Raw genomic sequence first — 26,493 nt, 5'->3', positions numbered from 1 at the left:
TTAACCAATTAATTATGCTCAGCGTAGTGTAGCATACTCATTGGGCTTTCTGTTCATTCAAATCACGAAGTTGGATTCCAGCGGCGGTTACAACGGCCAAATGGCTCATTTCTCGTCGTCGCGCATCATTTAAGTTAGCAGCAGCCGAACGCTGGCGCAAATCGATAGCAGTGCGATAGCCTTGTTGGCGCAAAGTTGCCGCTGCTTGAATGACCAAGCTATGATCGTCGCCAACCACCAGCACACTCTTATTCGGTATAATCTCGGCTGGGGCAACTGCCGCAACGATCCGTTCGAGGCCATAGGCAAAGCCAACCGCTGGCATGGCCCGCCCGCCGAGTGCCGCAACCAAATCATCATAGCGCCCGCCGCCGCACAATTGCAAGCCATCAGCGCCATCGATCTCGAAAATTAGGCCAGTGTAGTAGTGCAAACCGCGACCCATACCAAAATCGAGCACAACCTGATCTGCTGGCACGCCATATGCCTTGAGGAGATCAAGCGTGGTTTGCAACTCATCCAAAGCATCGGTTGCAACCGTATACTCTGTGCAGAGTTCGCGCATGTGCTGCATAACGCTTGGCGCAGGGCCATGGGCCGCAGTCAGCGCCGAAAGCAAATGCCAAGCGCGATCAAGGTTCAGCGTATCGTCGCCACGGCGTAGTTTGCGCACCAAGCGCTGAATAATCGCTTGTGGCTCGCGACCGCCGCTATCGAGGCGCACACCAAGGCTGGGCAACACGCGCAAAAGCAGCGTTTCAAGGTCTTGGTCGGCAAGGTGAGCAAGGCTGGCTAAATCAACTGGCAGATCATCATCGTCGTCGCGCCATTGTTGCTTAACCGCGTCAAGCCCTTTGGAACGAATTCGTTGGAGGCTCCACGTGAGCGCCGAGGTGATGCGTTCTGGTAAGCCAAGGCTGTTGAGCAACGTCTTAATTACGCCAATATGGCCAATTGTGAGCGTCCATTGTTGAATGCCCAACTCGCGCAAGCCAGTTACGGCCAAGCCAAGGGCTTCAGCATCGGCCAACGGCCCAGGCGCACCGAGCAATTCGATGCCAACTTGGGTAAATTGGCGATAGGTTGCGCGGCGCGGGCGTTCGTATCGAAACACCGGGCCTGCGTAACGCAAGCGCAACGGAATCGGCGCATCGCCCAATCCACTGATAACCGCCCGTAAGACCGAGGCCGTCCATTCAGGGCGCAAGGCCAAATCGCGGCCACCTTGATTCCAATGGTACAATTTGGCGATGAGATCATCACCAGATTTCTTTAAATACAATTCACGATGCTCAAGCAAGGGCAACTCAATTGGGTCGTAGCCTGCTTGATCAAAAGTAGCGGTTAATGTCTGAATTAGTGTCTGACGTTGGTGAACGGCAGCGCCAAAAAGGTCGCGCGTTCCACGAACCACTTCAGGAGTTAATTGATAGCCCACAGGTTCCTCCGAGCACAATCAAGCCACATTGTACGCGAAAATTCGGTGTGGGTGAATGGAACCAATGGGGGTCGTATAACGTAAAGTACTTATGTCTGCCTTGACGACGACACAGTGGCGTGATACGCTGCTTTTATTGGTACTTTACAGCTTGTTAACTGCCACGGGAAGGAAAGCCTATGCATGGATTAATGATTTTTTCGGGATTATTTGGTGCGTTGGCAGTCATCTTTTGGTTCTTCGGTCAGCCAATTTGGTCATTGTTAAATGTCCCCCGTCAACTCAATCAATTGTGGCAAGGTGTTTCAGTTCGGCGTAATCACGCAATTGAGCACGCCACCGTCAATGTGCTTGAAGAGCGCTATGGCTCGCAGTTGGTCGATGGCTGTGCCACAACCGAAGGGTTCCGCATTCGCGCCGCGATTGATCCCGCTCTGTTGCTTGATGCCGCCCGCGAAGGCCTTTTGCGCCTGCAACGTGGCGATCGTTCAATGGCGATCTATCGTCGCTGTGCAACGGCTCTGAGTTTCTGTTTTCTAACAGTCGCCTCGGTTGGCCTTGGTATGGTTGCTTTCCTCGATATGTTGTCAAGTACCAGTATTTTCTTGGCATTAACCATTGCTGGCGCGCTTACGCCGAAATTAAGCCCGCTTTTTCAACGCTTTTTTACAACCTCGCTTGATGTTAAGGGCATGACTATTGGCGCTATTGAGTTGGTGCCACCAACGTTGTTTATGGGTTTGTCGTTTGCTGCTGGCGGCGCAGAGTTCGCCGTGCGCACCAAACCAGCTCGCCGCATCTACCAACCACCCTATCGCTATGGCGAACGGGTTCCGGTCTATGTGCCAGTTGAGAACAACACCCGCCAACGCTAAATTAGCCTGAATTAACTATTGATCACAAGCCGAAGTTCAATGCTTCGGCTTTTTTGTTACCAAAAAAAGATCACCCTTGCGTCTGCCCTTGGGGCAGAGCCTATACTAGCGCTATGAACGAATCGCTTATCTCTATTGGCAACTTTGCCGAAGCAACTCGGCTCTCGCTCAAAGCCTTGCGTTTGTCCGATCAACTGGGCATTTTGGCAGCTCGCTATGTCGATCCGCAGAATGGCTATCGCTACTATCACGCTGAGCAACTCGAACCTGCTCGCTTGATTAGCATGTTGCGTCAAATCAACATGCCGCTGGCCACGATTCGCCAATTAATTGCTGGCGATGCCAAAGATGCAGAGATTTTGCTTAGTCGCTACATTCGCTCGGTCGAGTTGCAGGCAATTCAAGCCCGTCGTGCCCAAAGCCTTATCCTCGGGTTAATTCGTCAAGAAGGAGTTTGTATGAGTCTCGAAGTAACTGTCCGCCAACAAGCAGAGCAGCCCATCCTGAGCATCACCAAACGCACGTTTGTTAACGAGTTGGATAATGTGATTGCGCATGCCTTCCACAGTATGGAACGCTTTGCCGCTGACAATAACTTAGTTGTGCGTGGCTCTGCATTTGGCATTTTTCACGGCACAATTAACGCCGATGATGACGGCCCAATCGAAATTTGTTTACCAGTCGATCAGGTTGTTGAGCAGCAAGGCGAGATTGTTGGGCGCATTTTGCCTGCTGGCAAAGTTGCCGTTGTAACGATGCATGGCGATCAATGTGAGTTTCCGCATATTTTGGCAGGCTACGATGCTGGCAGCGATTGGATCAAAGCCAATGGTTATGTTGTTTCCGATTCGCCGCGCGAAATCTGGGTTAACCCACCTGGCCCTGATGCCTTGATGGAAATTGCTTGGCCTTTCCACGAAGCCTAAGTTTGACTTCAGCCCCTCGCCCGCATTGAGTGGGCGAGGGTAGGTTGTTAAGATCCCCTCACCCCAACCCCTCTCCCGTGGCGCGGGCGAGGGGCTTTTGGTTGTGTGGGTTTGGCATGAATTGGTGCTCCCCATCGCCCGCGTTCAGTGGTTTTTGCCATAATTTTAGTTATTCCCCATCGCCCGCGTTCAGTGGGCGAGGGGGCTAGGGGGTGAGGGAACCTTACAGCAAACTAATCAGCCAATGCAGCAGCGGAGCCATCAGCAAGGCTGGTAGCAACGAAGCCACCCGAATTTTGGTTAGATCAAGCAGATTGATGCCTACGCCAACCACCATCAAACCGCCAACTCCAGTGATGATCAACACCCGTGGATCGACCGCTGGATTGGGCAAAATTGTGGCTAAAGAGCCAGCAGCGAGCGCTACGCCACCTTGATAGATCAAAATAATCAGAATCGAAAAGCCCACGCCAATGCCAAAACTGCTTGCCAAGGCCACAGCTGCTAATCCATCAAGCGCTGCTTTGATGATCAACAGCTGTGCATCGCCAACCAAGCCATTGTTGATGCTGCCAATCAAGGTCATTGGGCCAATACAGAAGAGCAACGAGGCTGCGACAAAGCCCTCGGTAAAGCGTCCGCTGCCATTAAATTTGGCTTTGAGCCAATCACCAAGCGCCGCTAAACGCTCTTCAACCCGCCACCACTCGCCCAATAAGCCGCCAACGACCAAGCCCACCAAGCCGATGACCACGCCATCGACGACAATTGGTTGGCTGGCTTGGGCCGTGCTTTGTAAGGTTGCGCCTGCTTTATTCATGCTGCCAGCCATCGATAACCCAATAAACAGCGTTACCAAGCCTAATGCTTGCATAATCACGGTTTGCATGCGTTCTGGCAAGCGCCCGCGTAGCGCCAAACCCAAGCCCGTGCCGAGTGCCACCGTCACGATGTTGATGATTGTTCCATTGAGCTTTGCCCACAGACTGAGATCCATCCTGCGTACTCCTAAACAAAAACCACGAAGCCTTGGCGCTTCGTGGTTGTTTGGCATATGGTGACCCCGGCGCGACTCGAACGCGCGACACACAGTTTAGGAAACTGTTGCTCTATCCACCTGAGCTACGGGATCGTACCAACGGCAATTATGCTTAAGCCCGCCCGAAATGTCAACCCCGTATAAGTAAGGATGAAGGATGAGGGATGAAAGAGCGAACATAGAACAAAGAGCATAGAACATAAAGGCAGAAGTCAAAAGTCAAAAGTCAAAATGAACCGAGAGCGCATAGAAAAGGATGAAGGAGAGAACATAGAACAAAGAGCATAGAACATATTAACCACGAAGAGCGCGAAGGGCACGAATAGTTTGTTGCTGTGCTGGCTGCATTGCCAACAAATCTCAGCGAACCACTAAACCAGTACCCCTCGCCCGCGGTCAGTGGGAGAGGGGCTGGGGGTGAGGGCATGCATTTGGTTGTCAAGCCAAATGCCAATAGCCTATAGCCTAATCACTTCGTGCTCTTCGTGTTCTTCGTGTTAAAAATTAAATCTGTAGGCCAATTTCAAACGTTGCGCTATAGCCTTGGCCGTTTGGCACAACCGTCAAAATTGTTTGGCCAGCGCTTTGTTGATAGATGCCATCGCCATCGTTGAGCAGGGTGCGCACGCCTTTGGCAACATACGGCGCTTGGGCATGCACCACATCGGTCAGACTTTCATCGAAGAAAAATTGCGAGGTGAATTCATAGCCTGCATCGGTGCGAATTTTAAAGTGAATATGCACCGCCCGCCCTTGATACCAGCCAGGATAGATGGTGGTGAAGTTGGCAACGCCAGCATCATCGGTGCGCTGATAGCCACGCAGGAATTTCTGGCCAACCGTGTTGAAGCTGCGATCGGTGGCATCCGAATAGACTCCATCAGCATCGCAATGCCACAAATCGACAATTGCCCCAGTTAATGCCGTACACGTGCCGGCCCCAATTTGGCTGACCACCACTTTAACATCAAGCTGCGTGCCTGCACTCACGACGTTATTGCTGGGATCAGAGCGAATATCCGAGCGCTCTAATTTTTCATCAACAAAATAAGGGCCTTCGGTTAGCTCGGGCCGCACAATACAGCTGGGCAATGCCGCAACCGCCTCACTGGTGGCCGTGGCCTCGGCTGTGCTGGTGGCGGCGCTGGTCGCTGTTGCAACCTCGCCGATTGTGTTGGTTGCCGCTGTTGTGGCGGTGGTCGTTGGCGCATTGGCCTGGGCAACGCTGGTTGCAGTTGGCGCTACCTCGCTGCTACAACCAGCCAAAACCGCCGCCGAGCCAGCCAACCCAAACAGCTTGAGCACCTCGCGGCGACTCAAAATCCGGCCAACTGGTTGATCATCATTATCCATGGCAATAACTCCTTGTGCATAAACTGCCCAAGCAGCATACCAAAGAATAATGAAGAAAACTTAAAGATCTTATAAGTAATTAGCTAAACATATGGATTAATAATGCCACCAAGGCGATGATTGCTGGGCCACCTTGGACAAATAAAATCGAGCGTTTGGCCGTCAAGCCGCCATAAATTGCCGCTACTACCACACAACACACGAAAAATAATTGAATTTGTAAGCCAAAATCAGGATTGGGATGTACCAAGCCCCAAATTAAGCCCGCCGCCAAAAAGCCATTGTACAAGCCTTGATTGGCTGCCAACGATTTGGTTTGTTGGGCAAACTCAGGGGTTAAGCCAAATGATTTGGCAGTGCTTGGCTTCGTCCAAGCAAACATTTCCAAATACAAAATATAGATGTGTTCGACCGCCACCAAGCCCACCAAAATTAAACTTACGATTGCCATGACCTACCGCCTTTCCTTGGTTGCCAACTGTTGACAACTAGCTAGCTATAGTACCGCAAAAAGTCAAAAGTCAGAAGGCAAAGGGTAAAAATCAAAAATCAAAAGTCAGAAATCAAAGGGATTAGGCTATAGGCTATTGGCTATCGGAACATTCTTCGTGGGATTCGTGGCCCAAAAAATCAACCTTCGCGCTCTTCGCGGTTTCCCATCCTTCGTGCTCTTCGTGTCCTTCGTGGATCAGATTTTAGCGCAGAGGATGTTTGGCTATAGATTGAAGGCTATGGGCTATCGGAGATTGCTTGGAAATACCAACCAGTGTTCCGCTAGCCTAATGCCAATAGCCCATAGCCTCATCCTTTGTGGTTAAACTGAGCGTACTAGTTCATCCTCGATTGGCAGCCAGCGATAGGTCGCACCCTCGGGCACAACATAGCCAAAGCTGGGAGTTGGAAAGTGGCAGGGCGCAACTAAGGTTTTGCCATCACTTACTTGGCCTAAAACCGCCAGCCGCGTGGCATGCGCTTGATCACTATCAACATCCAAACCAGTTGCAAAGCTTGGCTCGAACATTTGAATCGGGTTGAAAAATATATCGCCAGCAAGCAACACTCGTTCGCCAGTGCCATGATCAATGACAAGCGCGGTGTGGCCTGGGCTATGGCCTGGGGTAAACCAAGTTGTGATGCCTTCTGCCAGTTCAAAATCTGCATCAAAAAACTCAAGCCGACCTTGGGCTTCGAGCCATAAAACCTGATCCTGCAAGTAGCCTGCGCGCTCAGGGCTGTGCTGTTGCATAAACGCAATCAGGCCTTTTTCTGCTTGGTGCGCCAAATAACGCGCATTTGGAAATCGCGCCTGCAACGTGCCATCGACATAATGGGTATTCAAACCAACATGATCAACATGAACATGGGTCAAAAAGACGGTATCAATCGTTGCCGGATCAACGCCCAGCACTGCCAATTGGGCTTCAAGCTGTTGGCTGCTCAATGGTTGGACTGGCGCTGGAGCCTTGCCCAAACCAGTATCAACCAAGATCGTGCGCTCTGCTTGTTGAATCAGGTAGCAATGCACGCGGCCTAGCAGGGTTTCCGCATTATAAAACGAGCTGGGATAGCTTTCGCGAACTTTATCCCAAACTTCGCCGTTGACTGGCAGCATTGGCCATGGTGTGGTGACATCGACGATTGCCGTAATGCTGCTTGGCCCAAGTTGAATTGTGCGATGCTGAAGCGCTGTTGCCATCAATGACTCCTTGCTTTTGTCGGTATGCTATACTGTTTGAATATGTTGAATTAGCGTTCAACTTGATTATATTGAACTATGGTTCAATTTGTCAAGAGGGAAATTAACGATGGCAGATGATTCCAAAACTGCGAAAAAACCAACAGCCCAACGAGCCGATGCCCAACAAAACCATGGGCGGATTCTGGCGGCGGCCAAAGCGCGTTTTGCTAGCGACGGCCCCAACGCCGCGATGGATGCGATTGCCCGTGATGCAGGCGTGGCGGTTGGCACGCTCTATCATCATTTTGGCTCCAAAGAAGGCTTGCTAAATCTGGTTATTCATGAGCATTTTCAGGTGGTGATGGATTTTCTGGCAGGCTTGCAGGATTCGGCTGAACCTTGGTGGGCGGTCGAGCAAGTGGTGCGCGGCATGGCCAAACGCCAGCTCAAAGATCGGGCGTTTAAAACTATGATTCAGCAACATACGAATTTAATTGAAGCCAGCAGCCAAGCCAAACAGGGCATCAATCCAGCAATTCAAAGCCTAATTGACCGCGCCAAAGCGGCAGGAATGGTGCGTGCCGATTTGCAAGCAGGCGATTTATCGGGCTTGTTGGCGGGATTGCCGATCGGCGATGATCAGGCTGAACAGCGCGAACGCTATCTGGCAATTGTGTTGCAGGGTATCAAAAGCGAAAGCGCATAAGCATGTATAATGGGGCGGGCAGACTCCATTTGGCGGGTTTGCCATTGAATTTGCTTGCTCAACAACGCATGAAGGAGCGTTTTCAATGCAATACGGCACCAAATTAGCCGAAGGCAAAACCAAGATTATCTATGCTCACCCTGAAGACCAAAGCTTGGCCTATATGCTGCAAAAGGATTCGATTAGCGCTGGCGATGGGGCACGACGCAATGAAATCGAAGGAAAAGGCGCGATCAGCGGTCGCACCTCGGCTAATGTCTTTGCTTTGCTCAATCGCAGTGGCGTGCGCACCCACTACAAAGCTGATCCTGAACCTGGGTTGATGCTGGTTGAACGCTGCGATATGTTGCCCTTGGAAGTTGTGATGCGGCGCTTAGCAACTGGCTCATATTGCCGTCGCCACCCTGAAACGCCAGAAGGCACGCGCTTTAGCCCACCGTTGGTTGAGTTTTTCTATAAAGACGATGCCAATCACGATCCGCAAATTGATTTGGCTGGGATTGTGGCAAAGGGCTTGGCAACTGCCGAGGAAGTGCATTTTATTGAGCAAGAAGGCACACGCGTGTTTGAATTGCTCGAACAAACCTGGGCCGAGCGCGGTGTGCAATTGGTTGACCTTAAAATCGAATTTGGCCGCACTCCCGATGGTGCATTGATCGTCGCCGATATGATCGACAACGATTCATGGCGCTTGTGGCCCGATGGCGATAAGAGCAAAATGCTCGATAAGCAAATTTATCGTAATTTGCAAACTGTCACCGACGAAGCGTTGCAAAACCTCAAAGCCAAATATGAAGAAGTTCGCGATATTACCGAGAGCTTCCGCTAAATTTATTGCTGTTCCAAACCGCGTTCCATTATTTGGAGCGCGGTTTGGCGTTAAGAGAGAAATTGCAATGGCCGCCGCGCTGCCGCAGTGCCTGCTTGCACAATCCGTTGCGCCACCTCAACCCGATAGCGCCAATGCTCGATCTTGGTATCATAGGCTGCTGCTTGGCTTTGCTGCGCCTCTTGATCAGCAGCTTGGGCTTGAAATTGATCGGGAATCTCCCAATCTAAGCCATCAACTTCACAATAATTAAGCTTAAATCCACCGCGATGCAGCAAAATTGGCCATTCTGCATCGGTGCCAAGCGCATCGATTGGCGGGCTATTGGCCAAAATAAAATGCGCAGCAACTGGCGTAAAGCCGCGTGCTCCAGCGCTAAAATCCATTGGCGTGCCCAGAAAAAACGAGGCCATCGTATTGCTGGTGCGCTCGGTTTCGATCAAGGCGCGAGCATGGGTGGCGTAGGCTTGCCAAGTGCGGCCAATAATCAAACAATGGGTTTGCGAACGCTGAGCGATGCTAGTTAATTCGCTGGGGCGCGTTTCGATCCAGCGCAAAGCCCGATCAAAATCAATGGCATGAATATAATTTGGTTGGGCTTTGAGCGCTTCGGCCAAGGCCACATGCCTGCCCTGCGCCCACTCACTGGTTGGCACTGCGCGCACATTCGGCAAGTTGTTGAGCGTTTGCAACAATGCTTGGTCAATCGTTGGCGGCGTGCTGATCACAATCGAGCGATACAATTGGTTTAATTGGGGCAAGAGCCGTTCAAAGCGGGCCAATTCGCCACGGGGCTGCCAAGCTGAGGCTAAAACGATGCTCATCGCTGTTCACTCAAGCGCAAATCAACCAGCGTCAGCTGCACCGAACTGCGGCCATTCCACTCGTTGAGGCCTACCGTATACACAATGTCGATCTGCGCGCCATTATGCAATTCGGCCAGCCAATCGCCGAGGTTAAAGCCAATTGCCGTTTGATAATGGCGACCTTGTTGCAAACGCAAGCGCAAATGTTGATTTTCAGCGCCAACGCCCTTGGCTTCGATGACCGTCACGCGACGGCTGCAAAAGCGTGGTTGTGGGTTCTCAAGCCCAAACGGAGCCATTTTTTCGAGTACTGCTAGCATCTCAAGATTCAGTTGATCGAAACTGGCCTCAGCATCGATCGCCAATTGTGGCACCATCATTTCGTCGCTAATTTGTTGGTTGGCAATCGCCTGCAAACGCCGCGTAAGCTCTGGAATGTGTTGGTTGGCAATCGTAAAGCCAGCAGCGGCGGCGTGGCCACCATATTTTTCAAATAAATCGGCGCATTCGGCCAAGGCGTTGACAATATTAAAACCTGGAATCGAACGCGCACTACCGCGACTGGTATGTTCTTCTTTGCCCATCACCAGCACAGGTCGGGCAAATTCTTCGGCCAATTTGCCTGCGGCTAGCCCAACCACGCCATGATGAAAATGCTCGCCCTCAATCACCAAAATACGTTGATCAAGCTGGCCGCTGCTTTGGGCTAGATCTCGCGCTGCCTGCTGCACATCGCGGGTCAAGGCTTGGCGCTCAATATTGGTGCTATTCAATTGGTCGGCAAAACCATCGGCTTGGGCTTGTTCAGGGGCCAGCAACAAGCTATAGGCAATGCTGGCATCGACCAAACGGCCAGCAGCATTAATCCTTGGCGAAAGCCGAAAGCCCACGCTGCTAGCATCGATTTTACCTTGCTCAACGCCTGAAACGCGCAACAATGCCTTTAATCCAGGCCGTTGACTTTCGTTCATGGCCTGCAAGCCAAAATGCACCAGCACCCGATTCTCGCCAGTCAAGGGCATCATGTCGGCGATTGTGCCAAGAGCGACTACATCGAGAATCTCGCGAGCACGCAGGTTGTTGGGCTGGATGCCTGCCCGCCACAAGGCCTCGTAAAGCTTGAAAGCTACGCCTACGCCACACAAACCCTTGAATGGATAGCGGCAATCGCTGCGTTTAGGGTCGACGACTGCATAAGCTGGGGGCAAATGCAACGGCGGTTGGTGGTGGTCAAGCACAATCGTATCGAAGCCAAGCTCGTTGGCGCGGCTAATTTCGGCTGCATTGCTAATGCCACAATCAACCGTCACCAGCAGATCAATGCCTGCTTGATGCAATTTTTCAATTGCCGCCAAATTCAGGCCATAGCCTTCGCCCTCGCGTTTGGGAATATAGGGCTTAACTTGGAGATCAAAGGCTTTGAACAATTGCATCAACAGCGTAACACCGGTCACGCCGTCGGTATCGAAATCGCCATAGACCACAATTCGTTGTTTGTGCTCAATTGCCAGCTTAATCCGTTCGACCGCGCGATCCATATCGTGCAGCAAAAACGGATCATGGCGTTGTTTCCACTCGATATTGAGAAACTGCTCAACCGCTGCTGCATCGCGCCAGCCGCGATTCCATAAAATAGCTGCTAGCAATGGATGATACTCGCCGAGGCTGCGAAGTTGGCTTGGCGTGGCCTTGGTTGGCAATTGCCAATGGCGCATAACACGTTGATTGAGCATAAAATCCCTCATGAGCTGGATTGGTTTGGCGATTGTAGAGATAAGCCGAGCAATCGTCAAATTTGGTTTGGCTGAATAGTTCATTATAGAGCCATAAGCAAGCATTTTTTGGCATGGTCAAAGGCCGATTAATCAACACGATTAATCGGCCTTCGAGGTTGAAATTAATTATTTGCTGCTTGCTGGTCGTGCAGGCAAGCCATGTTCATTTGCCAATTGCTGGCGTTGGCCAGTTGGTTGGCTGAAATTGCTGCTCGTCGTAATTGAATGTAGATTATTGTATTCGCCATTCAAGGCTTCGTGCACTTCCAAGACTGCGCCATAATTGGTCGCAGCATTGTAGGCATCGGCCTGCACATAGAGCTTGGTTTGAGCCGCTATTCGGTTTGACCATGCACTTCGGCGCGCCGAATAATATTGATCATACGGCTGCAAGCTGATCGATTGACCTGGCTCAAGGCTTTGGGTCACGCCCCACACAATCCCTTGCTGCGCAATATCCCACCACTGCTGGTTGACATGACTTGGCGCTGGATTTGGCGCGAGATACAAATCGACCCAAAATGCTTCGTTGGCAGCACAATTGCCTTGATTGGTTACGATAACTTCCAACTGCTGTTCAACCGTGATGCTGCTTACCACCAAATCGGGATAGCAATTGCGCATCACCACGGGCAAGAAATTGCGACTCGTGCCCACAAATGGCGTGCCTGTGGCGGTCGCGGTTGGCGTGTTGGTTGGGGTTGCAACCGTGGCCGTGGCGGTCGCGGTTGGCGTGTTGGTTGGGGTTGCAACCGTGGCCGTGGCGGTCGCAGTCGGCGTGTTGGTTGATGTCGCGGTTGGTGTATTGGTTGCGGTGCTGGTCGCAGTTGGCGTGTTGGTGCTGCCACTGCCGACACAGCCAGCAACCACAATATCGTCAATGTTCCAACCAAGATCACCAATTGAGCTATCGCTGCCAAGGCGGAAGCGTAACCAAACTGTTTGGCCAGCCAGCGGGGTTAAATCGGCAGTTTCTTCGATATAAAATGGATAATCGCCGCTCATGCCGACGAAGGCATTTCTGCCAGCCAAAGGATTATCATTCTCATTTCTGATCATGCCATCGTAGCCCGAGCTGCTGAAGAAACTGCCAAGGTCGTTGAAATTGCTGCCATCAGTGCTGTATTCGACCACGCCACCATCGTAATAGCTCTCGAATGGGGTGTTGCTGCGTTTGCTTGAGCGCTCTGGCATAGGTGTTGGCTCATCGTCACCTCCACCAGCATCAAACTCAAAACGATAGTTATGGTTGAAATAGAGCGTTACGTCGCTGGCCCCAGCTGGAATCGCAATCCCCATCATAGTTGTGAGGCGCTGATCGCTGAGTATAGCAGGATCATCGGCGTGCCACGAAAAGTTGGGGCTATTGAAACTACTACCATCCAAGCCCCAAGTTGGGCCTGTGCCACTAACATTCCATTGTGCGCTGGTGTTGACACTATCGCTGAACAGCACTTGCAGATTGTTTCCAGGCACACAGGCGCTTGGCGGCGTAGTTGGCGTAATTGGCACGGCAGTATTGGTTGTGGTTGGCGTGTTGCTTGGAGTCGCAGTCTCGGTGTTGGTCGGTGTGTTGCTTGGAGTCGCAGTCTCGGTGTTGGTCGGTGTGTTGCTTGGCGTAAAGGTTGGAGTTTCGGTTGGCAGCGGCGCAACCCAGCATTGCGAAAACTCCGAAGTTTGGTTCTCATTGGTATCAGTTGCCAAAATTGTGATATTCGGGGCTGGGCTGGCAAATATCTGAGTAAAGACAAGCAAGCCAGTTGCATTCGTGTTCAATGCATTCCTTGCCAAGAACGTTTGGCCTTCGCCATAGCCAGAAGGATCACACGTCGCGTTGCTATAGAACGCCAAACGATAGCTATGGTTCGGCACGCTTTCAAGATAGCCCTGCACCGTGACGGTCGTGCCATTATCAACCACATTCGTCACAACTGGATAATTTTGGCTGTTGTTTGGGCCTGCATCAGCATCAAGCGGGTCATTTGCCGTTGGGCCATCGTTGCCAATATCGATGCCGAGGCCACCGTTAAACGCTATTTTATTCTCGCCGAATGGCCCATCGCCGCCAATCCGAATGTTGGCTGGAGCCAATGGGCTCAGTTCCGCCAGCATAATCCCATCAGCTTGGTTGCCAAGCGGGCTATCATCAAGGGCTACGCCAATCCGATTGCCGCGCACACGCACCGTTTTGGGATCAAATACGAAGGCGATGCCATGGCCAGTATTGCCACTAATTAGGTTGGCTTGGGCTGCGCCATTTGTGGCAGTGCCAGTAATTCCAATATCAGCCCGATTAACCGAATTTTGCACTTGAATGCCAACTCTGTTTGGGCGGGCGATTAAGCCAGTGTGATCGGTGCCAATGTAGTTACCGCTGATAATTGTATCGGGAATTGTGTACTCAGTGCCGCCACCAAGCCCAATCCCCAAATCGCTGTTGCCGCTAATGATGTTACGCTCTAGCGTATCGCTGGTGCCGTCGCCATTGGTGCCGATGCGGGTGCGAACTGGGCCAAAGCGCACGATCACGCCGCGCTGGTTGCCAATTGCTGTCGTGCCCGTGGGATCAAGCCCAATGATGTTGCCTGCAACGACATTATCAGTTGGAAACGTGTTTACACCGCCACTAAATTGCCCGATTTGCACGCCTTCAGCGCTGTTGCCGCTGATCACATTGGCCTCGATTGCATCGCGAATGCCATCGCCGTTTGTGCCAACGATGCTATTGCTCGCATTGCCATTAAGATTGATGCCAGTTTGATTTGGCACGGCAGCAGTTCCGGCGGCGTTGAGGCCAATATAATTGCCACTAATCCGATTATTCGAGGAGCTATCGATTTGAATGCCACTTGCAGTATTGCCACTAATGATATTGCGTTCAGCAAGATCGCTCAGGCCATCGCTATTGGTGCCAATGGTGACATTCCCAAGTGCTGGGCCGAAAAATCGTATGCCAGTTTCATTGCGCTGTGCGGTGATGCCATCGCTGGCAACCCCAAGATAGTTGCCCGCCACTCGGCTGTTGGCTCCAGCAGAGATATAGATGCCATCGAAGGTTTGGCCGGCGATAATATTGCCTTCGATTGTGTCATTCGTGCCATCGCCATTGGTGCCAATAATTGCTTGGCTGCTGCCAGCATTTAATTGAATTCCTGTATTATTGCCATTGGCGGTTTGGCCATCTGCTTCGAGGCCAATAATATTCTGTGTAATCCACGCATTAGCAGCTTTAACATTAATTCCATACCACGCATAAAAGCCTGGGCTACGAGCACCATTTAAAACGAGGCCACGAATAACCGAGCCATTGCTTTCTACGGCGAGAATCTGGGTGCTGGTTGGCCCAACGGGATCGCTCAAGCCAGCACCATCGATCTCTATCAGCAAGCTCATTGGCCAAACGCTGCAATCGCTGCCTGGTTGGCTACAGCCATCAAGCTGAATTTGGGTTTGCAAGGCGGGCAGATTGCTGCTGAGGGCAATCGTTTTAACGCCAGCGCCAGCAATTGCAAAATTAATCGTATCGGCATCAACATTGGCGTTGGCGGCGTTAATCGCTTCGCGCAAGCTACAATCTTGGTTGCCAGTGCCAGTGCCAAATGCATCGCACGCGCCATCATCAGTATCGGCAACCGTATTGACGATAAAGCTGGCTTGGGGGGCAAACGGCTTGGGTTGAGGGGCGGGCATGGGCGCTGCGGGCGGCGAATTCAAGGCCTGCAAGTGTTTCACACTGAGTGGTAGTGCTGGTTGGGCTGGCGCTTGATTTAATTGCTCAGCCCATTGCAGAATTGTTTGATCCAGCGCTGCCGTGGAATGAGCAGAACTGCCAATTTGGGCGGCTGCTTGCTGATTAAGCTGCAAGCCACTCAAGCCTAAAAAACCAACCATACCCAATGAAAGCAAACGAGTAAAACGGAGCGAGAATGGATGCTTCATACACCTACCTCTGGCATCAGCATTGACGACCTCACACAAAACACACTATTGGAATTAGCGCTGATGAGAAATTGCCAATGCTGCGACAACGAACACCAAATGCTGATGCTTGGTGTTCGTTGTGATCTGCTACAAACTACTGGGGCTAATGTGTGGGGTTTATTGCCACAAATTGGCTTGTTGGGCCATGATAATGCTCATAACCTTGTAGGTGAGCTTGGCGCTCACAAAATTTGGCGCATGCAGCTGTTCAATTGGTGCTAATTCCATAACATCAAAGGCCACAACCTTCGAGGATTCTTGCACTAGAATACGGGTAATGTCGAGCACTTCGCGCCATGTCATGCCATCTGGCTCGGGCGTTCCGGTCGCAGGCACAAGGCCCACATCCAAGCCATCAATATCGATTGTAAAATAGACCTGCTTGCCACGCACAAAATCGCGCAAGGCTTGCAGATGCAGCCCATCATGCACATTTTCACTATAGAAGGTCGTAATTCGTTGATCGCTCTTGATCATCTGGGCTTCGCTAATATCCAGCGAACGAATGCCCAATTGCAACAAATCGCCAGCGCCAACATCGAGAATTCGGCGCATGGCACAGGCATGCGAGTGCTTGCTGCCCTCGTATTCGTCGCGCAAATCGGCGTGAGCATCAATTTGCACCGTCACAAAATCGCCATGAACAGCATGCAAGCCTTGGGCTATCGCGCCAGAAACAGAATGCTCGCCGCCCAGCACGCACACCAATTTGCCCAAACGCGCAGTTTGCTCAACTGCTTGGGCAATGCTGGCCATAGCGCTATCAGGATCTTGATCATTCACCTCGACACTAGGTAGCGTATGCACGCCCCAAGTTTTGGCTGGCTCGTTATCAAATTCGCGATCGTAAAATTCGACCTGTTGCGAAGCCTCGATAATTGCCGCTGGCCCATTGGCCGTGCCACCGCCATAGCTCACCGTAGCCTCAAAGGGGATAGGCAAAACTACCACCTTGCTGGTCTCTAGCGTGCTATACTGCTGGTCTAAGCCCAAAAAATTATCGGGAGTGGTATGTGTCATCGTTTTCCTCATTCCACAAAAGTACTATTAAGAACCGTAAAGAGAACCATAGAACCACGTTGCAGAAACGGGTATAATCACCATTGTACGAGACAAACGGGCGCTGACGATCAGCAATTTAGTCAATAACGAGGATACCAATGAGCGTCGAACATGTATTAGCCGACTTTCTCGAAGCCAATCTTGCGCGCTTCGCCAAACACGCTGGTGAATTGCTGCGCCAAGTGCCCAATTCGCCCTACCTTAAAATCGCAGACGCAGAGTTGATTCCCCGCATGCAAAAACCGTTTGTCGCCACTATTGAAGCCTTGCGCGGCGATATGCAAGCCCTGATCGATTTTTCACGGCAATCGATTAAGGCGGTGGTGGAAAATCCAAATGCCAGCAGCGACATTGTGGCCCAAGTGGGCGAAGCAATTTACGAAACTCTCAAAGTGGCAACCCGCGAAGCTTTTGCCGATGATGAATTGAATTATGCCTTGGCGCGAGCGGTTATTGCCGAAGTGACGTTTATTGCCAATAAAGCCAGCTATCAAACCTTTGTTGATTTGCGCGAGGCCAGCATTCGCGAGCGTGAGCAGGCTTTGCACCAAATGACCAACGAATTGGATCAAGCCAATGCTGCGTTGCGTGAGCTAGCAGCGCCGATTGCGCCAATTCACGATAATATTTTGGTGCTGCCCTTGGTTGGTTCGATCGATACCAACCGTGCCCAAATGCTCACCGAAGATCTGCTTGAGCAAATCGTTGCCCGTCAATCCGATATTGTGATTATGGATATTACTGGCGTGCCAATTGTTGATACCAATATTGCCAATTACCTGGTGCAAACCACCAAAGCTGTGAGTTTGTTGGGCGCGCAAGTGATTTTGGTTGGGATTAGCGCCGAAGTGGCCCAAACCATCGTTGGCCTCGAAATCGACCTGCGCCAATTGTCGGTTCGCGCCAACTTGCAAGATGGTATCGAATACGCCTTGGAGCAAGTTGGGCTTGGCATTCGCCCCTTGCAAGAGCAACGCCGTGGATAAGCTCGATTGGCACGATCTGCGGCCAATTATTTTATTGGATATTGATGGCGTGATTAATATGTTTGGGCGCTTAGGGCCAACCCAACAGCGCATTCCGCCAGGCATTCCAGTGCAATATCCGCCGCAGATTCATGCTTCAATCACCCGCTTAGCCAAACTTGGCCAACTTATCTGGTGTTCGACGTGGCTGCAATTGGCAAATTTTGGCTTGCATAGCGACCTTGGCTTGCCAGAATTACCCTTAATCGAGCCATTGGCCGAAAATCCAAAGGCAATTTTGTGGAAGCTCAATAGTGTTGCCAAACACCTAGCCGAGTGGCAAAAGCCAATTATTTGGATCGAAGATGGCTTTCGGCCTCAGGTGCATAGCTGGGCACAGCAACGCAGCCAACAAGGCCGCTTTACCCAATTGATCGATGTGCGCGAAACTGGCTTAATTCCCCAAGTTGTCGACCAACTTGAACAGACCCTTGCCCGTTTCGCTGCTTGAGGAATCACATATTTCATGTTGACTCATCTTGATGATCATGGTCGGGCGCATATGGTTGATGTTGGGGCCAAGGATGTGACCCAGCGTGCAGCCCAAGCGCAAGCTGATGTGCGTATGCTGCCAGCCACCCTCTCGTTATTGGTGGCCGGAGAATTGCCCAAAGGCGATGTATTCGCAACTGCCCGCATCGCTGGCATTATGGCCGCCAAACGCACTGCCGATTTGATTCCCTTGTGTCATCCACTGCCGCTGAGTGCAGTCGCGATTGAGATCGAGGCGCATCCCGACCAATCGTTATTGCGTATCATCAGCACGGTGCGCTGCACAGGCCGCACTGGCGTAGAAATGGAGGCGCTGATGGCAGCATCAGTCGCAGCCTTGACCATTTACGATATGGCCAAAGCTGTTGATCGTGCTATGGTGATTGAGCAGGTTTTTGTTCGCAATAAAACGGGCGGCGCACGGGGCGACTTCCAGCATCCCCTCACTCCGCTTGATACCTCAGAGTAAGCTTTGACTATCGAGCGTAGAGCGCCTCGCCTGTGACCTACATTGTCTCAACGACGCGGCAGAATGGTCATGAAAGGTTGTCTCTATGCGCGCACTTGTATTTAGTGGCGGTGCCAATCGCGGTTCACTCCAAGCAGGAGCCGCCCTTGCCCTGCTCGAAGCAGGCATTACCCCCGATTTAGTGGTTGGTTCTTCAGTTGGTTCAATTAATGCAGCAGTTCTCGCATGTAATCCCAGTTTGGCTGGGATTCAACGCATTGCTCAGCGCTGGAAAACCGTTAAGCGTGAGGATATTTTTCCTGGTGGCTCGTTGCGCTCTGCTTGGCGCGTGATGCGTGGGCGTGGCTCGCTGCACAATAATCATGGCTTACGCCGTTTTATTCTCTCATTATTGCCACCAAATATTCGCCGCTTCAGCGATTTGGCAATGCCCTTTTTTGTGACCGCTACCAATTATCGTACTGGCGATATGCATTTGTTTGGCGACGATCCGCGCGAGCGTTTGGTCGATGCCTTGATGGCGAGTGCCGCCGTGCCGCCCTACTTGCCAGCCTATCATTATCGTGGCGAAACCTACCTTGATGGCGGCTTTGTTTCAAATTTGCCCATCGGCGTAGCCTTGCAGCAAGGTGCGAGCGAAATTTGGGCCTTGGAAATTGGGCTTGATGCTGCTTCAACTGTGCCACCGTTTGGCATGCGAGGCTCGTTGACCCGTACCTTCGATGCCTTGATGCGCCGCCAAATGGCTCATGAACGTGAGTTAGTGCGCTTGGCTGCCAAGGCTGGTGTTAAAGTTCACCATATTCAAATGTTGCATTATAGTGGGCTGGATGTACGCGATTTTCGTTATAGCGGCCAGTTGATGGAATTAGGCTATCAAAGTGCCAAAACCTATCTCAATGAACAAAGCCAATTAGCACCAGTTGCTGCGCCAATTGAGCCAGCCCGCCGCAGCAAACTAGAGGCTGCTTTGCGCACCAGCATTGCTGCCCAAGCCCAATTAGCCCGCTTACGCTTTGGCATGTTGCGCGGATTGCTGCGCCGCCAAGGCCTGCCGCAGGATTCGGTTATTCCACCAAGTTAGCTATTGCTGAAATTTTAGAATGCTTGGGCGTAGTTGTTTGCTACGCCCAAGTGTCGTTAAGTGGCTGTGCGCGAGCCACGCCCGCGAATTGTCCAAACAATGTTGGCAATCAAGCCATAGGAGATGTAGCTCAGCGGCAAGACATACAGAAATTGGCTTGGCCGCGACAGAGCCAAGACGAAAATCGCAATAAAGGCGATTCGAATCGGCAAGAAGGCTTCAAAGGCAATTTGCTCAACACTGGGAAAACGCAACGTGCTAACCATCAAAAAGCCTGTAAAGCCAATTAATGCGGTGGCCACGTAGGGGTCGAGCGCGCCCGTATAGAGCGCCAACGAGGCTGCGGTCATGCCCGCCATTGGAATTGGCATCCCGACAAAGAAGCGCTTATCCGAGCTGGTGATTAAGTTATAGCGAGCCAAGCGCCCAGCGCCACAACAGACAAAAATGCCTGCGGCAATCGTGCCCAGCCAGCCGACCTCGCGCAAAGAAACTTGATAAATCAGCAGCGCTGGAGCCGTGCCAAACGAAACCACATCGGCTAGCGAATCAAGCTCCTTGCCAAATTCGCCACTTACGCCCAGCATGCGCGCAGTTCGACCATCGAGCGTATCGAAAATGGCGGCCAAACAAATCAGCACTGCGGCTCTGAAAGCCTGACCATCAACAGCAGCAATAACTGCTAAAAAGCCGCAAAACAGGTTGCCCGACGTAACCAGATTGGGAACCCATGAACGGCGAAATTTCACAGCCATGCTCCAATCTGAGTCAGCCCACCTTTGATGGCTTGACCCTTTTTGACAAAGACGTTGATTGAGCCGCTTGGGACCAAAATATCGGTGCGCGAGCCAAACTTGATCAAGCCAAAGCGTTCGCCAGCCCCTAATTCTTCGCCAACCACCGGCCAAGTTACAATGCGGCGGGCCACCAAACCAGCAATTTGGCTGATCAAAACAGGGCCATGTTCGGTTTCCAGCCCAATATAAGCCCGTTCGTTGACAATATCCGCCTCGCCATCCCATGCCGCGCGAAATTCGCCTTGCACATAATCGCGATATTGCACCGTGCCAGCGCAGGGCGTGCGATTGATGTGAACATCAAACACCGATAAGAATGTAACAATTCTGGTAGCCTTACCGCCAATAAAGCGTGGCTCATCGACCTCATCAATCATGGTGACATGGCCATCGGCTGCTGCGTAGAGAATTGAACTATCGGCGGGGCATTCGCGGTCTGGGTCGCGGAAGAAATAGCTGGTAAACGCGGTAAGTGCGAGGGGTAGTGCCGCTGCCTTGCGACTAAATAACGCTGTTAGGGCAGTTAACCCCAAGCCGGCCCCGATGAAAGGCATACCTTCGATGGCAATACCTGGCAGTGAACGGCGAACACGAGCGCGGGTAGAAGGCATGAAGCGACTCCTTAAAAAACTATTAGACAGGCCTTAATCGGCGCTGTAACAGACATGCTTGAATTGAGGCGTAATTATACCATCGTGCTTTATTAATGCTAGCTTGAATCAAAATTCGACAGACTTGGCTTGATTGCATACAATGCCAAGCGCTTGCAAGCCCCACACCAAGGCTTGAACTTAGCACGTACGAACCCTGCAAAAAAAGGTTTCAACGATTAGGCTGTTGGTTCAGAGATTGCTTGCAACAATTGAACCACAAAGCGCGTCATATCGATAGCAAATACAGAACACAAGGTTCGGAGGCAAACAATGCAACCACGGTTATTGCGCTCCTACTACGACCGCAAGCTTGCTGGCGTGTGTGGAGGGTTAGGTGCTTATTTTGAAATTGATTCAACGCTGGTGCGTTTAGTCATGATTTTACTCATCTTTACAGGCTTAAGTTTCTTTATTTATCCTGTATTGTGGTTAATTATGCCAAGCGAAAAACCTGGGGCTATGCCACCACCTTTTATGCCACACCAGCAAGCGGGCGTTGTGCCACCACCACAGCAACCAATCAATGCTGCCCGCCCGCCGTATCGCTATGACCCATTTACGGGCCAGCCAATTGCTGAGCAACCAGAGGCCTATACTGGCACAACCGTCCAAGTGCGGCCAGACCACTATATGCCGCCATTTATCCAAGGCCAACAACCAGCGCCAGCTCCAACGCCAGCGCCCCGTTCAACCCGCAACAACAAGCATGTTCTTGGTTTGTTGCTGCTGGCATTCGGCATGATTACGATGATTGATAAATTTGGCGGCGCTGCCGAATTCATTACACCATTGCTCTTGATTGGTTTAGGGGTCATGCTGTTTCGTCGGCGCGGATAAGAGAGGGGTTTGCGATGACAACTGTAACGGAGCAAACACCGCGCCGTTCATTATTCTGGCCTTGTTTGCTGATTGGCCTCGGTTTACTGGGCGCGCTTTCAGCAATCGATGTGTTTGAGGCCAGTTTGTTCGACATCCTTGAACAGTTTTGGCCAGTCTTGTTGATCGGGGCTGGCCTTGATTTGTTGTTGGTGCGCAATCGCCCGAAGTTGGGGCTTGGTTTGGCGCTGCTGGTGTTGGCAGTTATGGGGGGTTATGGGCTTACCTACAACGAGCCAAATTACGCTATTAGCTACCCACAAGGCACAACGATGCCCGAAACGGCGCATATTATTGTGAAGGAACGCACCAGTACGCTGGCAATTAAGCCTGAAATTCTCGATGGCAAAGCGTCAATTGCTGGAATTGTTCAAGCAAGCAATATCAATGTGCGCGAATTGCAACCAGACAGCGATCAAATAACGATTGTCTTAGGCCAAGATAGCCCATTAGGCACCAATCGATCAGATCAAACAATTTTGGTTTCGATGAATCATGCAGTTGATTTTGATTGGGATTTGCGCGATGTGAGCTTAAATGCTGATTTAACGTCGTTGCAAATTGGTAAAATTGATGCAAAATTGCAGGCTGGCACGGCAACGATTGCCTTGGCTGAGCGCGGGGAGTATCATTTTAATATCGATGCCACGACTTTAGAATTAACCTTGCCGCCGGGTGTTCCAGTGCGAATTCATCGCGATGATACTGCTACTGCGTTCAACCTCGACCAAAGCTTGGATATTCAATCGATTGATGATGATCTCTATAGCAGCCCAGGTTGGGAAGAGAGCGACGAAACCTATCGCTTAGATATTTATCTTTCTGGCTCGGCTTCGAGCATCAACATCAAATAGCCTTTGAGCGTGCCAACCGAACCAAGCCCGCAGCCATGAAGCTCATGGCTGCGGGCTTTTGATTTAGGCTTGGGCTAATTCGACGTACTCTTGTTTGATGATTTGATCGGCACTGACTCCGGCCAATTGCAACAATTCGCTGATAATTTGGGTTTTGCTTTCAGCGTCGCGAGCCGACCAGGTGCGGCTCTTGATTTCCAAATAGGTGCCTTTGGCTGGACCACTGGTGATCATGTCGATGTTGACCGCAAAATCAACCTCGCCATACATAATCCGCCAGCGGCGACGATATTTCTCAACTTCAAGCACATGGTCGGGCGAGAAATATTCGCGATAGAAGCGCAACGAGCGATCGGCTGGCGCGGTGTAGCGAGCGCGGGAAAGCAACACTGCCGAGGGCAAATCTTCGCGTTCGTTGGGCATCGTCAAGGTCAAGTTGTATTTTGGTTCAATCCGCGAGCCATCAACCCGATGATCTTCGCGGTAACGAATGCGGCCACGGGTTGCATCATCGAACAGTAAGTAGGTATCGTATTGCTTGCGTTCGCTGGCCTTGGTAATTTCAACCGCATGCGAGGCCAGCAAGGCTTCGACACCACTGGCATCTTCTAAACGTGCTTTGACTTGAACTTCGAAGATTTCGGCCTGCTTGACTCCGCCGATTGCCAAAATTTTATCCAATAGATTGACTTCGCGTTGGCTGAGGAATTGATTGATGGTTTCGGCGATGCGCATGGCATTGACCCGCACTTCGTTTTCATCAAGGGTCAATAATTGGCGATCTTGCATCACCCACGCGCCATCGATCAAGACGTGGCGCACATCGCCTGAACGGACCGAGTAGACCAGGTGATTGTAGATTGAATCGTTGCTATAGTTGTAGGCTGGGGCTGGCACAACGTGTAATCCGCCAAGCTCAACAATGGTAATGTCTGCGCGTTTGCCAACTTCAAGGCTACCGACCAAATGCTCAAGGTGCACTGCTTTGGCTCCCATGCTGGTAGCCATGGCAAAGACTTGTTTGGCGGTGACCACGGTTGGGTCGCCAGTCACACCTTTGGGCAAAATCGCCGCCAAATGAACTTCCATCCACAAATCTTGGTCATCATTGGAGGCGGGGCCATCGGTGCCAAGCCCAACATTCACCCCAGCTTGGAGCATTTCGCTATACTTGGCCACGCCGCTGGCTAGTTTGAGGTTGCTGGTTGGGCAGGGCACTGCGCCAGCGTTATGTTTTTTGAGCAATTGCATATCGCGTTTGTCGATGTGCACACAGTGGGCTGCAATGCCTTTGCCTGTGAAAGCATCCAAATCGGCAACATAGGCGATTGGTGATTTATCGACCAACTGGCGAGCTTCTTCAACTTCGCGAGCGGTTTCGCTGAGGTGAGTTACCAACGGCACATCGAATTCGCGGGCCAAATCGGCGGCGGCGCGATAGATCGTGCTATTACAGGTGTAGGGTGCGTGTGGGGCAATCGCCGGAATCACGCGCCCATGATCTTTCCATTGCTCAAAAAAGCGTCGAGTGCGCTCTAAACCTTCATCGTAGGAGGCTGCGTCGGGAGTTGGCCATTTCATCACGGTTTGGCCACAGATGGCGCGCATGCCTGCTTGGTCGGCGGCGCGGGCAACTTCTTCCTCGAAGAAATACATATCGACGAAGCTGGTAATGCCGCCTTTGATCATTTCGGCACACGAGAGGCGCGTGCCATGGTACACGAATTCGGGGTTGACAAAGCGACTTTCGACCGGAAACATATACCCATAGAGCCACACATCCAGCTGTTGATCGGCGACGATGCCGCGCAACAAGCTCATTGGAACGTGAGCATGGCCATTGATTAAGCCAGGCACAATGGCATGATTGGTACAGTCGATCGTTTGATTGGCGGTATAGCGCTCGCGTAATTCGCTGCTTGACCCAACCGCAACGATCGCACCAGCCTGAATTGCCACCCCACCATCACGAATGATCGTTCCTGCTGCATCCATTGTTACGACGATGCCATTAAGCAGCAGGGTATCAATTTGTTCTAAAGCCATTTGGCCTCCTTATGTTGCACAAAAGCACAAGCATCATCGCTTGTGCCTTAGATGGCAAATTTGAGTCCCGTCTGGCGGGAGGTATTCAGGTCATTGTACCACGGTTTTGGTTAAATGTAGATCAAGCCAGTGCTAAATGTTGAGCAAAGACATATTTGGTTGTGTTAACTAGAGTTTGTGCGCCCATAATAAACTCTTGAGTTTCTTGATAATTCAGCACGCCATAGAGTTGGGCGATGCGTTGGCGCAAGGCGCTGCGGCCAGCATGCCAATAGCCCCAACCAGTTGCGGTCAGGCGTAAGCCCCGATCATCACGGGTGATCCATTGTTGGGCTAATAGCGCTTCGATGGCGCTTTCGGCGCAGATGCCCAAATAGGGATCGACTGCGATCAACAAATTGCAGCGCGAAATCGGGCTATGCTGTTTGATAATCGTGCGCAAAATGATGCCTTGGGCTGGGCTAATGCCACAGGCATGCCATGCCAAGGCTTTGGCATCGGCGCGATAGTTGCTCAGCGCCGTGCAAACCAACAACGCCCGTTCTTCAAAGGTTGCTGCTTTGTGGGCGCTGGGGCGTGGGCCATAGGCGTATAGTAAATGGTCAAGACAGGCTTGAGCAGGAATCGTAGCGCATAAACGCTCGCCATATTCGGCGACAGCTTGAGCAGCGGCGGTTGGCCAAAGATTCAATAATTCTTGGATTAAATCGGCGCGTTCAAGCAGATAGCTAGGATAGCGCGGCCCAGGCTCGTATTTGCCCTGATCAAGCACCAGCCAACCTTGCTGCAAAGCCTTTTCAAGCACGCTGGCAACAATCAACGGGGTATAATAATGCAGATAATTGACATAACCATGCAAGGTTTGGCGGGGATAGCGAACAACCGACTCGATCAATAACAGATCGCGCCATGAACCGCAGGTTTGTTTGCCGAAGGTGTGCCAACGGGGGTGGTCGATCAAGCTATGGTAAACAGCTTGAATGGCAGTGGGCAAAGAGTGTACTGTCATCATCGCGTGGCCTCCTCTGAAAGCACATACGATGACTTTGACGCACAGATGCTCACATTTTGGTATGCCAAAAGTCACGATCTTATTGGTCTAAGAGTACATAGGCTAAGTAGGCCAAGGTTTCGCGGCTGGTAGCTTTGATACTAGCCCAATTCGTAGTTGGGGTATTGGCCTTGACGGGCGCGCCAAAGCTGGTAATACCATAGTCGTGAGCCATTTTGAGTGCGCGCAACAGGTGTGGCGGATCGGTCACAATCAACAAGCTATCGATCTGCTGGCGCTGCATTTCGTCGCGCACTGCCAACAATGTGGTGCGGGTGTCGCTGCCTTGGGCCACGCTGATGATCAAGGTTGGATCGATCGATTGCTCAATCAAAAAATCATAGGCCACGGAGGCCTCCGAGCGGGTGTCGTTGAGGCCAGTGCCGCCAGAAACGATAATCCGGCGGGCATAGCCCAAGCGATACAGCCGAATTGCTTCGCTCAAACGGGCTTCGAACACTGGCGACGGCTCGCCATCCCACTGGGCTGCGCCGAGCACCAACAAGGCATCAACTGGGCGCAATTCTGCTCGGTCAGCTTGGCGCGCCACAATATAGCCAGTGCTGATAAATAGCACAGTTGCCAAACAGATACTGGCGAATAGCCCACGAAGGCTGCGGCGGAGCCATTGTTTTGCTGGTGATTGCATTGCGATCCTTTGCCCTAGGGTTGCTGATT

Annotated in this window: 24 protein-coding genes and 1 tRNA gene; 10 read left to right on the top strand and 15 right to left on the bottom strand. The window is 51.6% G+C overall.

Features of this window, described 5'->3' with window-relative positions; genetic code table 11:
* Positions 1 to 37 precede the first annotated feature (37 nt).
* Positions 38 to 1,438, bottom strand: coding sequence for an ATP phosphoribosyltransferase regulatory subunit (hisZ, locus tag ACFMKP_RS13225; protein WP_382292452.1), 1,401 nt, complete (start codon positions 1,436 to 1,438; stop codon positions 38 to 40).
* Between the two features lie 179 nt (positions 1,439 to 1,617).
* On the opposite strand from hisZ, the gene ACFMKP_RS13220 reads away from it, so the two are divergent.
* Positions 1,618 to 2,313 (top strand): DUF6391 domain-containing protein, encoded by a 696-nt coding sequence (locus ACFMKP_RS13220; protein WP_382292451.1) that lies wholly within the window; start codon positions 1,618 to 1,620, stop codon positions 2,311 to 2,313.
* 113 nt (positions 2,314 to 2,426) lie between these two features.
* Positions 2,427 to 3,239 (top strand): GyrI-like domain-containing protein, encoded by an 813-nt coding sequence (locus ACFMKP_RS13215; protein WP_382292450.1) that lies wholly within the window; start codon positions 2,427 to 2,429, stop codon positions 3,237 to 3,239.
* Positions 3,240 to 3,462: 223 nt separating this feature from the next.
* Here ACFMKP_RS13215 and ACFMKP_RS13210 read toward each other — a convergent pair whose 3' ends face one another.
* The 5 genes from ACFMKP_RS13210 to ACFMKP_RS13190 all read right to left on the bottom strand — a co-directional run bounded on the left by ACFMKP_RS13210 (position 3,463) and on the right by ACFMKP_RS13190 (position 7,327).
* Positions 3,463 to 4,236 carry a DUF554 domain-containing protein gene (locus tag ACFMKP_RS13210; protein ID WP_382292449.1) on the bottom strand — a complete coding sequence of 258 codons (774 nt, stop codon included), beginning with the start codon at positions 4,234 to 4,236 and terminating at the stop codon, positions 3,463 to 3,465.
* Between the two features lie 58 nt (positions 4,237 to 4,294).
* Positions 4,295 to 4,371: transfer RNA gene (locus tag ACFMKP_RS13205), tRNA-Arg, on the bottom strand.
* 411 nt (positions 4,372 to 4,782) lie between these two features.
* Positions 4,783 to 5,631 carry an intradiol ring-cleavage dioxygenase gene (locus tag ACFMKP_RS13200; RefSeq protein ID WP_382292448.1) on the bottom strand — a complete coding sequence of 283 codons (849 nt, stop codon included), beginning with the start codon at positions 5,629 to 5,631 and terminating at the stop codon, positions 4,783 to 4,785.
* A gap of 79 nt (positions 5,632 to 5,710) precedes the next feature.
* Positions 5,711 to 6,082: a DUF1304 domain-containing protein gene (locus tag ACFMKP_RS13195; RefSeq protein ID WP_054536547.1), complete on the bottom strand. Its 372-nt coding sequence runs from the start codon at positions 6,080 to 6,082 to the stop codon at positions 5,711 to 5,713.
* A 363-nt stretch (positions 6,083 to 6,445) separates the two neighbouring features.
* Entirely contained in the window at positions 6,446 to 7,327 is an 882-nt protein-coding gene (locus ACFMKP_RS13190) for an MBL fold metallo-hydrolase (protein ID WP_382292447.1), read from the bottom strand.
* Between the two features lie 109 nt (positions 7,328 to 7,436).
* Here ACFMKP_RS13190 and ACFMKP_RS13185 point away from each other — a divergent pair, with 109 nt between their 5' ends.
* Positions 7,437 to 8,015 carry a TetR/AcrR family transcriptional regulator gene (locus ACFMKP_RS13185; RefSeq protein ID WP_382292446.1) on the top strand — a complete coding sequence of 193 codons (579 nt, stop codon included), beginning with the start codon at positions 7,437 to 7,439 and terminating at the stop codon, positions 8,013 to 8,015.
* An 85-nt stretch (positions 8,016 to 8,100) separates the two neighbouring features.
* Positions 8,101 to 8,844, top strand: coding sequence for a phosphoribosylaminoimidazolesuccinocarboxamide synthase (locus ACFMKP_RS13180; RefSeq protein ID WP_382292445.1), 744 nt, complete (start codon positions 8,101 to 8,103; stop codon positions 8,842 to 8,844).
* A 50-nt stretch (positions 8,845 to 8,894) separates the two neighbouring features.
* On the opposite strand, the gene ACFMKP_RS13175 is transcribed toward ACFMKP_RS13180, so the two are convergent.
* The 4 genes from ACFMKP_RS13175 to speB form a co-directional block, all read right to left on the bottom strand.
* The gene (locus tag ACFMKP_RS13175; RefSeq protein WP_382292444.1) at positions 8,895 to 9,668 is read right to left on the bottom strand and encodes a hypothetical protein; all 774 of its coding nucleotides are present in this window, start codon (positions 9,666 to 9,668) and stop codon (positions 8,895 to 8,897) included.
* On the bottom strand, positions 9,665 to 11,383 hold the full coding sequence (gene recJ / locus ACFMKP_RS13170) for a single-stranded-DNA-specific exonuclease RecJ (protein WP_382292443.1): 1,719 nt from the start codon (positions 11,381 to 11,383) through the stop codon (positions 9,665 to 9,667). The genes ACFMKP_RS13175 and recJ overlap by 4 nt, the downstream gene beginning before the upstream one ends.
* Before the next feature lie 168 nt (positions 11,384 to 11,551).
* Positions 11,552 to 15,364 carry a CSLREA domain-containing protein gene (locus ACFMKP_RS13165; protein ID WP_382292442.1) on the bottom strand — a complete coding sequence of 1,271 codons (3,813 nt, stop codon included), beginning with the start codon at positions 15,362 to 15,364 and terminating at the stop codon, positions 11,552 to 11,554.
* A 159-nt stretch (positions 15,365 to 15,523) separates the two neighbouring features.
* Positions 15,524 to 16,426, bottom strand: a complete 903-nt coding sequence (gene speB, locus ACFMKP_RS13160) for an agmatinase (protein WP_382292441.1) — start codon at positions 16,424 to 16,426, stop codon at positions 15,524 to 15,526.
* A 140-nt stretch (positions 16,427 to 16,566) separates the two neighbouring features.
* Between speB and ACFMKP_RS13155 the strand changes: the two genes are divergently transcribed.
* The 4 genes from ACFMKP_RS13155 to ACFMKP_RS13140 all read left to right on the top strand — a co-directional run bounded on the left by ACFMKP_RS13155 (position 16,567) and on the right by ACFMKP_RS13140 (position 19,538).
* A complete protein-coding gene (locus ACFMKP_RS13155; protein WP_382292440.1) occupies positions 16,567 to 17,454 on the top strand; it encodes an STAS domain-containing protein in 888 nt (295 codons plus the stop codon).
* Positions 17,447 to 17,944: a hypothetical protein gene (locus tag ACFMKP_RS13150; RefSeq protein WP_382292439.1), complete on the top strand. Its 498-nt coding sequence runs from the start codon at positions 17,447 to 17,449 to the stop codon at positions 17,942 to 17,944. The genes ACFMKP_RS13155 and ACFMKP_RS13150 overlap by 8 nt, the downstream gene beginning before the upstream one ends.
* Positions 17,945 to 17,959: 15 nt before the next feature.
* Positions 17,960 to 18,454: a cyclic pyranopterin monophosphate synthase MoaC gene (moaC, locus tag ACFMKP_RS13145; protein WP_382292438.1), complete on the top strand. Its 495-nt coding sequence runs from the start codon at positions 17,960 to 17,962 to the stop codon at positions 18,452 to 18,454.
* Between the two features lie 85 nt (positions 18,455 to 18,539).
* Complete coding sequence (locus ACFMKP_RS13140) at positions 18,540 to 19,538, top strand: patatin-like phospholipase family protein (RefSeq protein WP_382292437.1); 999 nt, start codon at positions 18,540 to 18,542, stop codon at positions 19,536 to 19,538.
* 56 nt (positions 19,539 to 19,594) lie between these two features.
* Here the strand turns inward: ACFMKP_RS13140 and pssA are convergent, their stop codons facing one another.
* Positions 19,595 to 20,287, bottom strand: a complete 693-nt coding sequence (gene pssA, locus ACFMKP_RS13135) for a CDP-diacylglycerol--serine O-phosphatidyltransferase (protein ID WP_382292436.1) — start codon at positions 20,285 to 20,287, stop codon at positions 19,595 to 19,597.
* Positions 20,284 to 20,946 (bottom strand): phosphatidylserine decarboxylase, encoded by a 663-nt coding sequence (locus ACFMKP_RS13130; protein ID WP_054536559.1) that lies wholly within the window; start codon positions 20,944 to 20,946, stop codon positions 20,284 to 20,286. Before ACFMKP_RS13130 ends, pssA begins: the two co-directional genes overlap by 4 nt.
* 312 nt (positions 20,947 to 21,258) lie before the next feature.
* Here ACFMKP_RS13130 and ACFMKP_RS13125 point away from each other — a divergent pair, with 312 nt between their 5' ends.
* Both ACFMKP_RS13125 and ACFMKP_RS13120 read left to right on the top strand, forming a co-directional pair.
* On the top strand, positions 21,259 to 21,825 hold the full coding sequence (locus ACFMKP_RS13125) for a PspC domain-containing protein (protein ID WP_382292435.1): 567 nt from the start codon (positions 21,259 to 21,261) through the stop codon (positions 21,823 to 21,825).
* A gap of 14 nt (positions 21,826 to 21,839) precedes the next feature.
* A complete protein-coding gene (locus ACFMKP_RS13120; protein WP_382292434.1) occupies positions 21,840 to 22,718 on the top strand; it encodes a LiaI-LiaF-like domain-containing protein in 879 nt (292 codons plus the stop codon).
* 63 nt (positions 22,719 to 22,781) lie between these two features.
* Here ACFMKP_RS13120 and ACFMKP_RS13115 read toward each other — a convergent pair whose 3' ends face one another.
* From ACFMKP_RS13115 to ACFMKP_RS13105, 3 genes are all read right to left on the bottom strand, one after another.
* Positions 22,782 to 24,764 (bottom strand): amidohydrolase family protein, encoded by a 1,983-nt coding sequence (locus tag ACFMKP_RS13115; RefSeq protein ID WP_382292433.1) that lies wholly within the window; start codon positions 24,762 to 24,764, stop codon positions 22,782 to 22,784.
* Positions 24,765 to 24,885: 121 nt separating this feature from the next.
* Positions 24,886 to 25,776 carry a hypothetical protein gene (locus ACFMKP_RS13110; RefSeq protein ID WP_382292432.1) on the bottom strand — a complete coding sequence of 297 codons (891 nt, stop codon included), beginning with the start codon at positions 25,774 to 25,776 and terminating at the stop codon, positions 24,886 to 24,888.
* Positions 25,777 to 25,855: 79 nt separating this feature from the next.
* Positions 25,856 to 26,464: a YdcF family protein gene (locus ACFMKP_RS13105; RefSeq protein ID WP_382292431.1), complete on the bottom strand. Its 609-nt coding sequence runs from the start codon at positions 26,462 to 26,464 to the stop codon at positions 25,856 to 25,858.
* Positions 26,465 to 26,493 lie beyond the last annotated feature (29 nt).

It is taken from the genome of Herpetosiphon sp. NSE202 (assembly GCF_042688385.1).
Classification (GTDB): Bacteria; Chloroflexota; Chloroflexia; order Chloroflexales; family Herpetosiphonaceae; genus Herpetosiphon.
This window is presented reverse-complemented; position numbering and strand designations above follow the sequence as displayed.

Coding starts and splice junctions, on each gene's coding strand:
- ACFMKP_RS13190 (WP_382292447.1), bottom strand. CDS start 7,327: ATGGCAACAGCGCTTCAGCATCGCACAATTCAACTTGGGCCAAGCAGC.
- ACFMKP_RS13165 (WP_382292442.1), bottom strand. CDS start 15,364: ATGAAGCATCCATTCTCGCTCCGTTTTACTCGTTTGCTTTCATTGGGT.
- ACFMKP_RS13185 (WP_382292446.1), top strand. CDS start 7,437: ATGGCAGATGATTCCAAAACTGCGAAAAAACCAACAGCCCAACGAGCC.
- ACFMKP_RS13155 (WP_382292440.1), top strand. CDS start 16,567: ATGAGCGTCGAACATGTATTAGCCGACTTTCTCGAAGCCAATCTTGCG.
- recJ (WP_382292443.1), bottom strand. CDS start 11,383: ATGCTCAATCAACGTGTTATGCGCCATTGGCAATTGCCAACCAAGGCC.
- ACFMKP_RS13140 (WP_382292437.1), top strand. CDS start 18,540: ATGCGCGCACTTGTATTTAGTGGCGGTGCCAATCGCGGTTCACTCCAA.
- speB (WP_382292441.1), bottom strand. CDS start 16,426: ATGACACATACCACTCCCGATAATTTTTTGGGCTTAGACCAGCAGTAT.
- ACFMKP_RS13220 (WP_382292451.1), top strand. CDS start 1,618: ATGCATGGATTAATGATTTTTTCGGGATTATTTGGTGCGTTGGCAGTC.
- ACFMKP_RS13130 (WP_054536559.1), bottom strand. CDS start 20,946: ATGCCTTCTACCCGCGCTCGTGTTCGCCGTTCACTGCCAGGTATTGCC.
- ACFMKP_RS13195 (WP_054536547.1), bottom strand. CDS start 6,082: ATGGCAATCGTAAGTTTAATTTTGGTGGGCTTGGTGGCGGTCGAACAC.
- ACFMKP_RS13210 (WP_382292449.1), bottom strand. CDS start 4,236: ATGGATCTCAGTCTGTGGGCAAAGCTCAATGGAACAATCATCAACATC.
- ACFMKP_RS13105 (WP_382292431.1), bottom strand. CDS start 26,464: ATGCAATCACCAGCAAAACAATGGCTCCGCCGCAGCCTTCGTGGGCTA.
- ACFMKP_RS13215 (WP_382292450.1), top strand. CDS start 2,427: ATGAACGAATCGCTTATCTCTATTGGCAACTTTGCCGAAGCAACTCGG.
- ACFMKP_RS13115 (WP_382292433.1), bottom strand. CDS start 24,764: ATGGCTTTAGAACAAATTGATACCCTGCTGCTTAATGGCATCGTCGTA.
- ACFMKP_RS13200 (WP_382292448.1), bottom strand. CDS start 5,631: ATGGATAATGATGATCAACCAGTTGGCCGGATTTTGAGTCGCCGCGAG.
- ACFMKP_RS13175 (WP_382292444.1), bottom strand. CDS start 9,668: ATGAGCATCGTTTTAGCCTCAGCTTGGCAGCCCCGTGGCGAATTGGCC.
- ACFMKP_RS13180 (WP_382292445.1), top strand. CDS start 8,101: ATGCAATACGGCACCAAATTAGCCGAAGGCAAAACCAAGATTATCTAT.
- moaC (WP_382292438.1), top strand. CDS start 17,960: ATGTTGACTCATCTTGATGATCATGGTCGGGCGCATATGGTTGATGTT.
- ACFMKP_RS13120 (WP_382292434.1), top strand. CDS start 21,840: ATGACAACTGTAACGGAGCAAACACCGCGCCGTTCATTATTCTGGCCT.
- ACFMKP_RS13110 (WP_382292432.1), bottom strand. CDS start 25,776: ATGATGACAGTACACTCTTTGCCCACTGCCATTCAAGCTGTTTACCAT.
- ACFMKP_RS13125 (WP_382292435.1), top strand. CDS start 21,259: ATGCAACCACGGTTATTGCGCTCCTACTACGACCGCAAGCTTGCTGGC.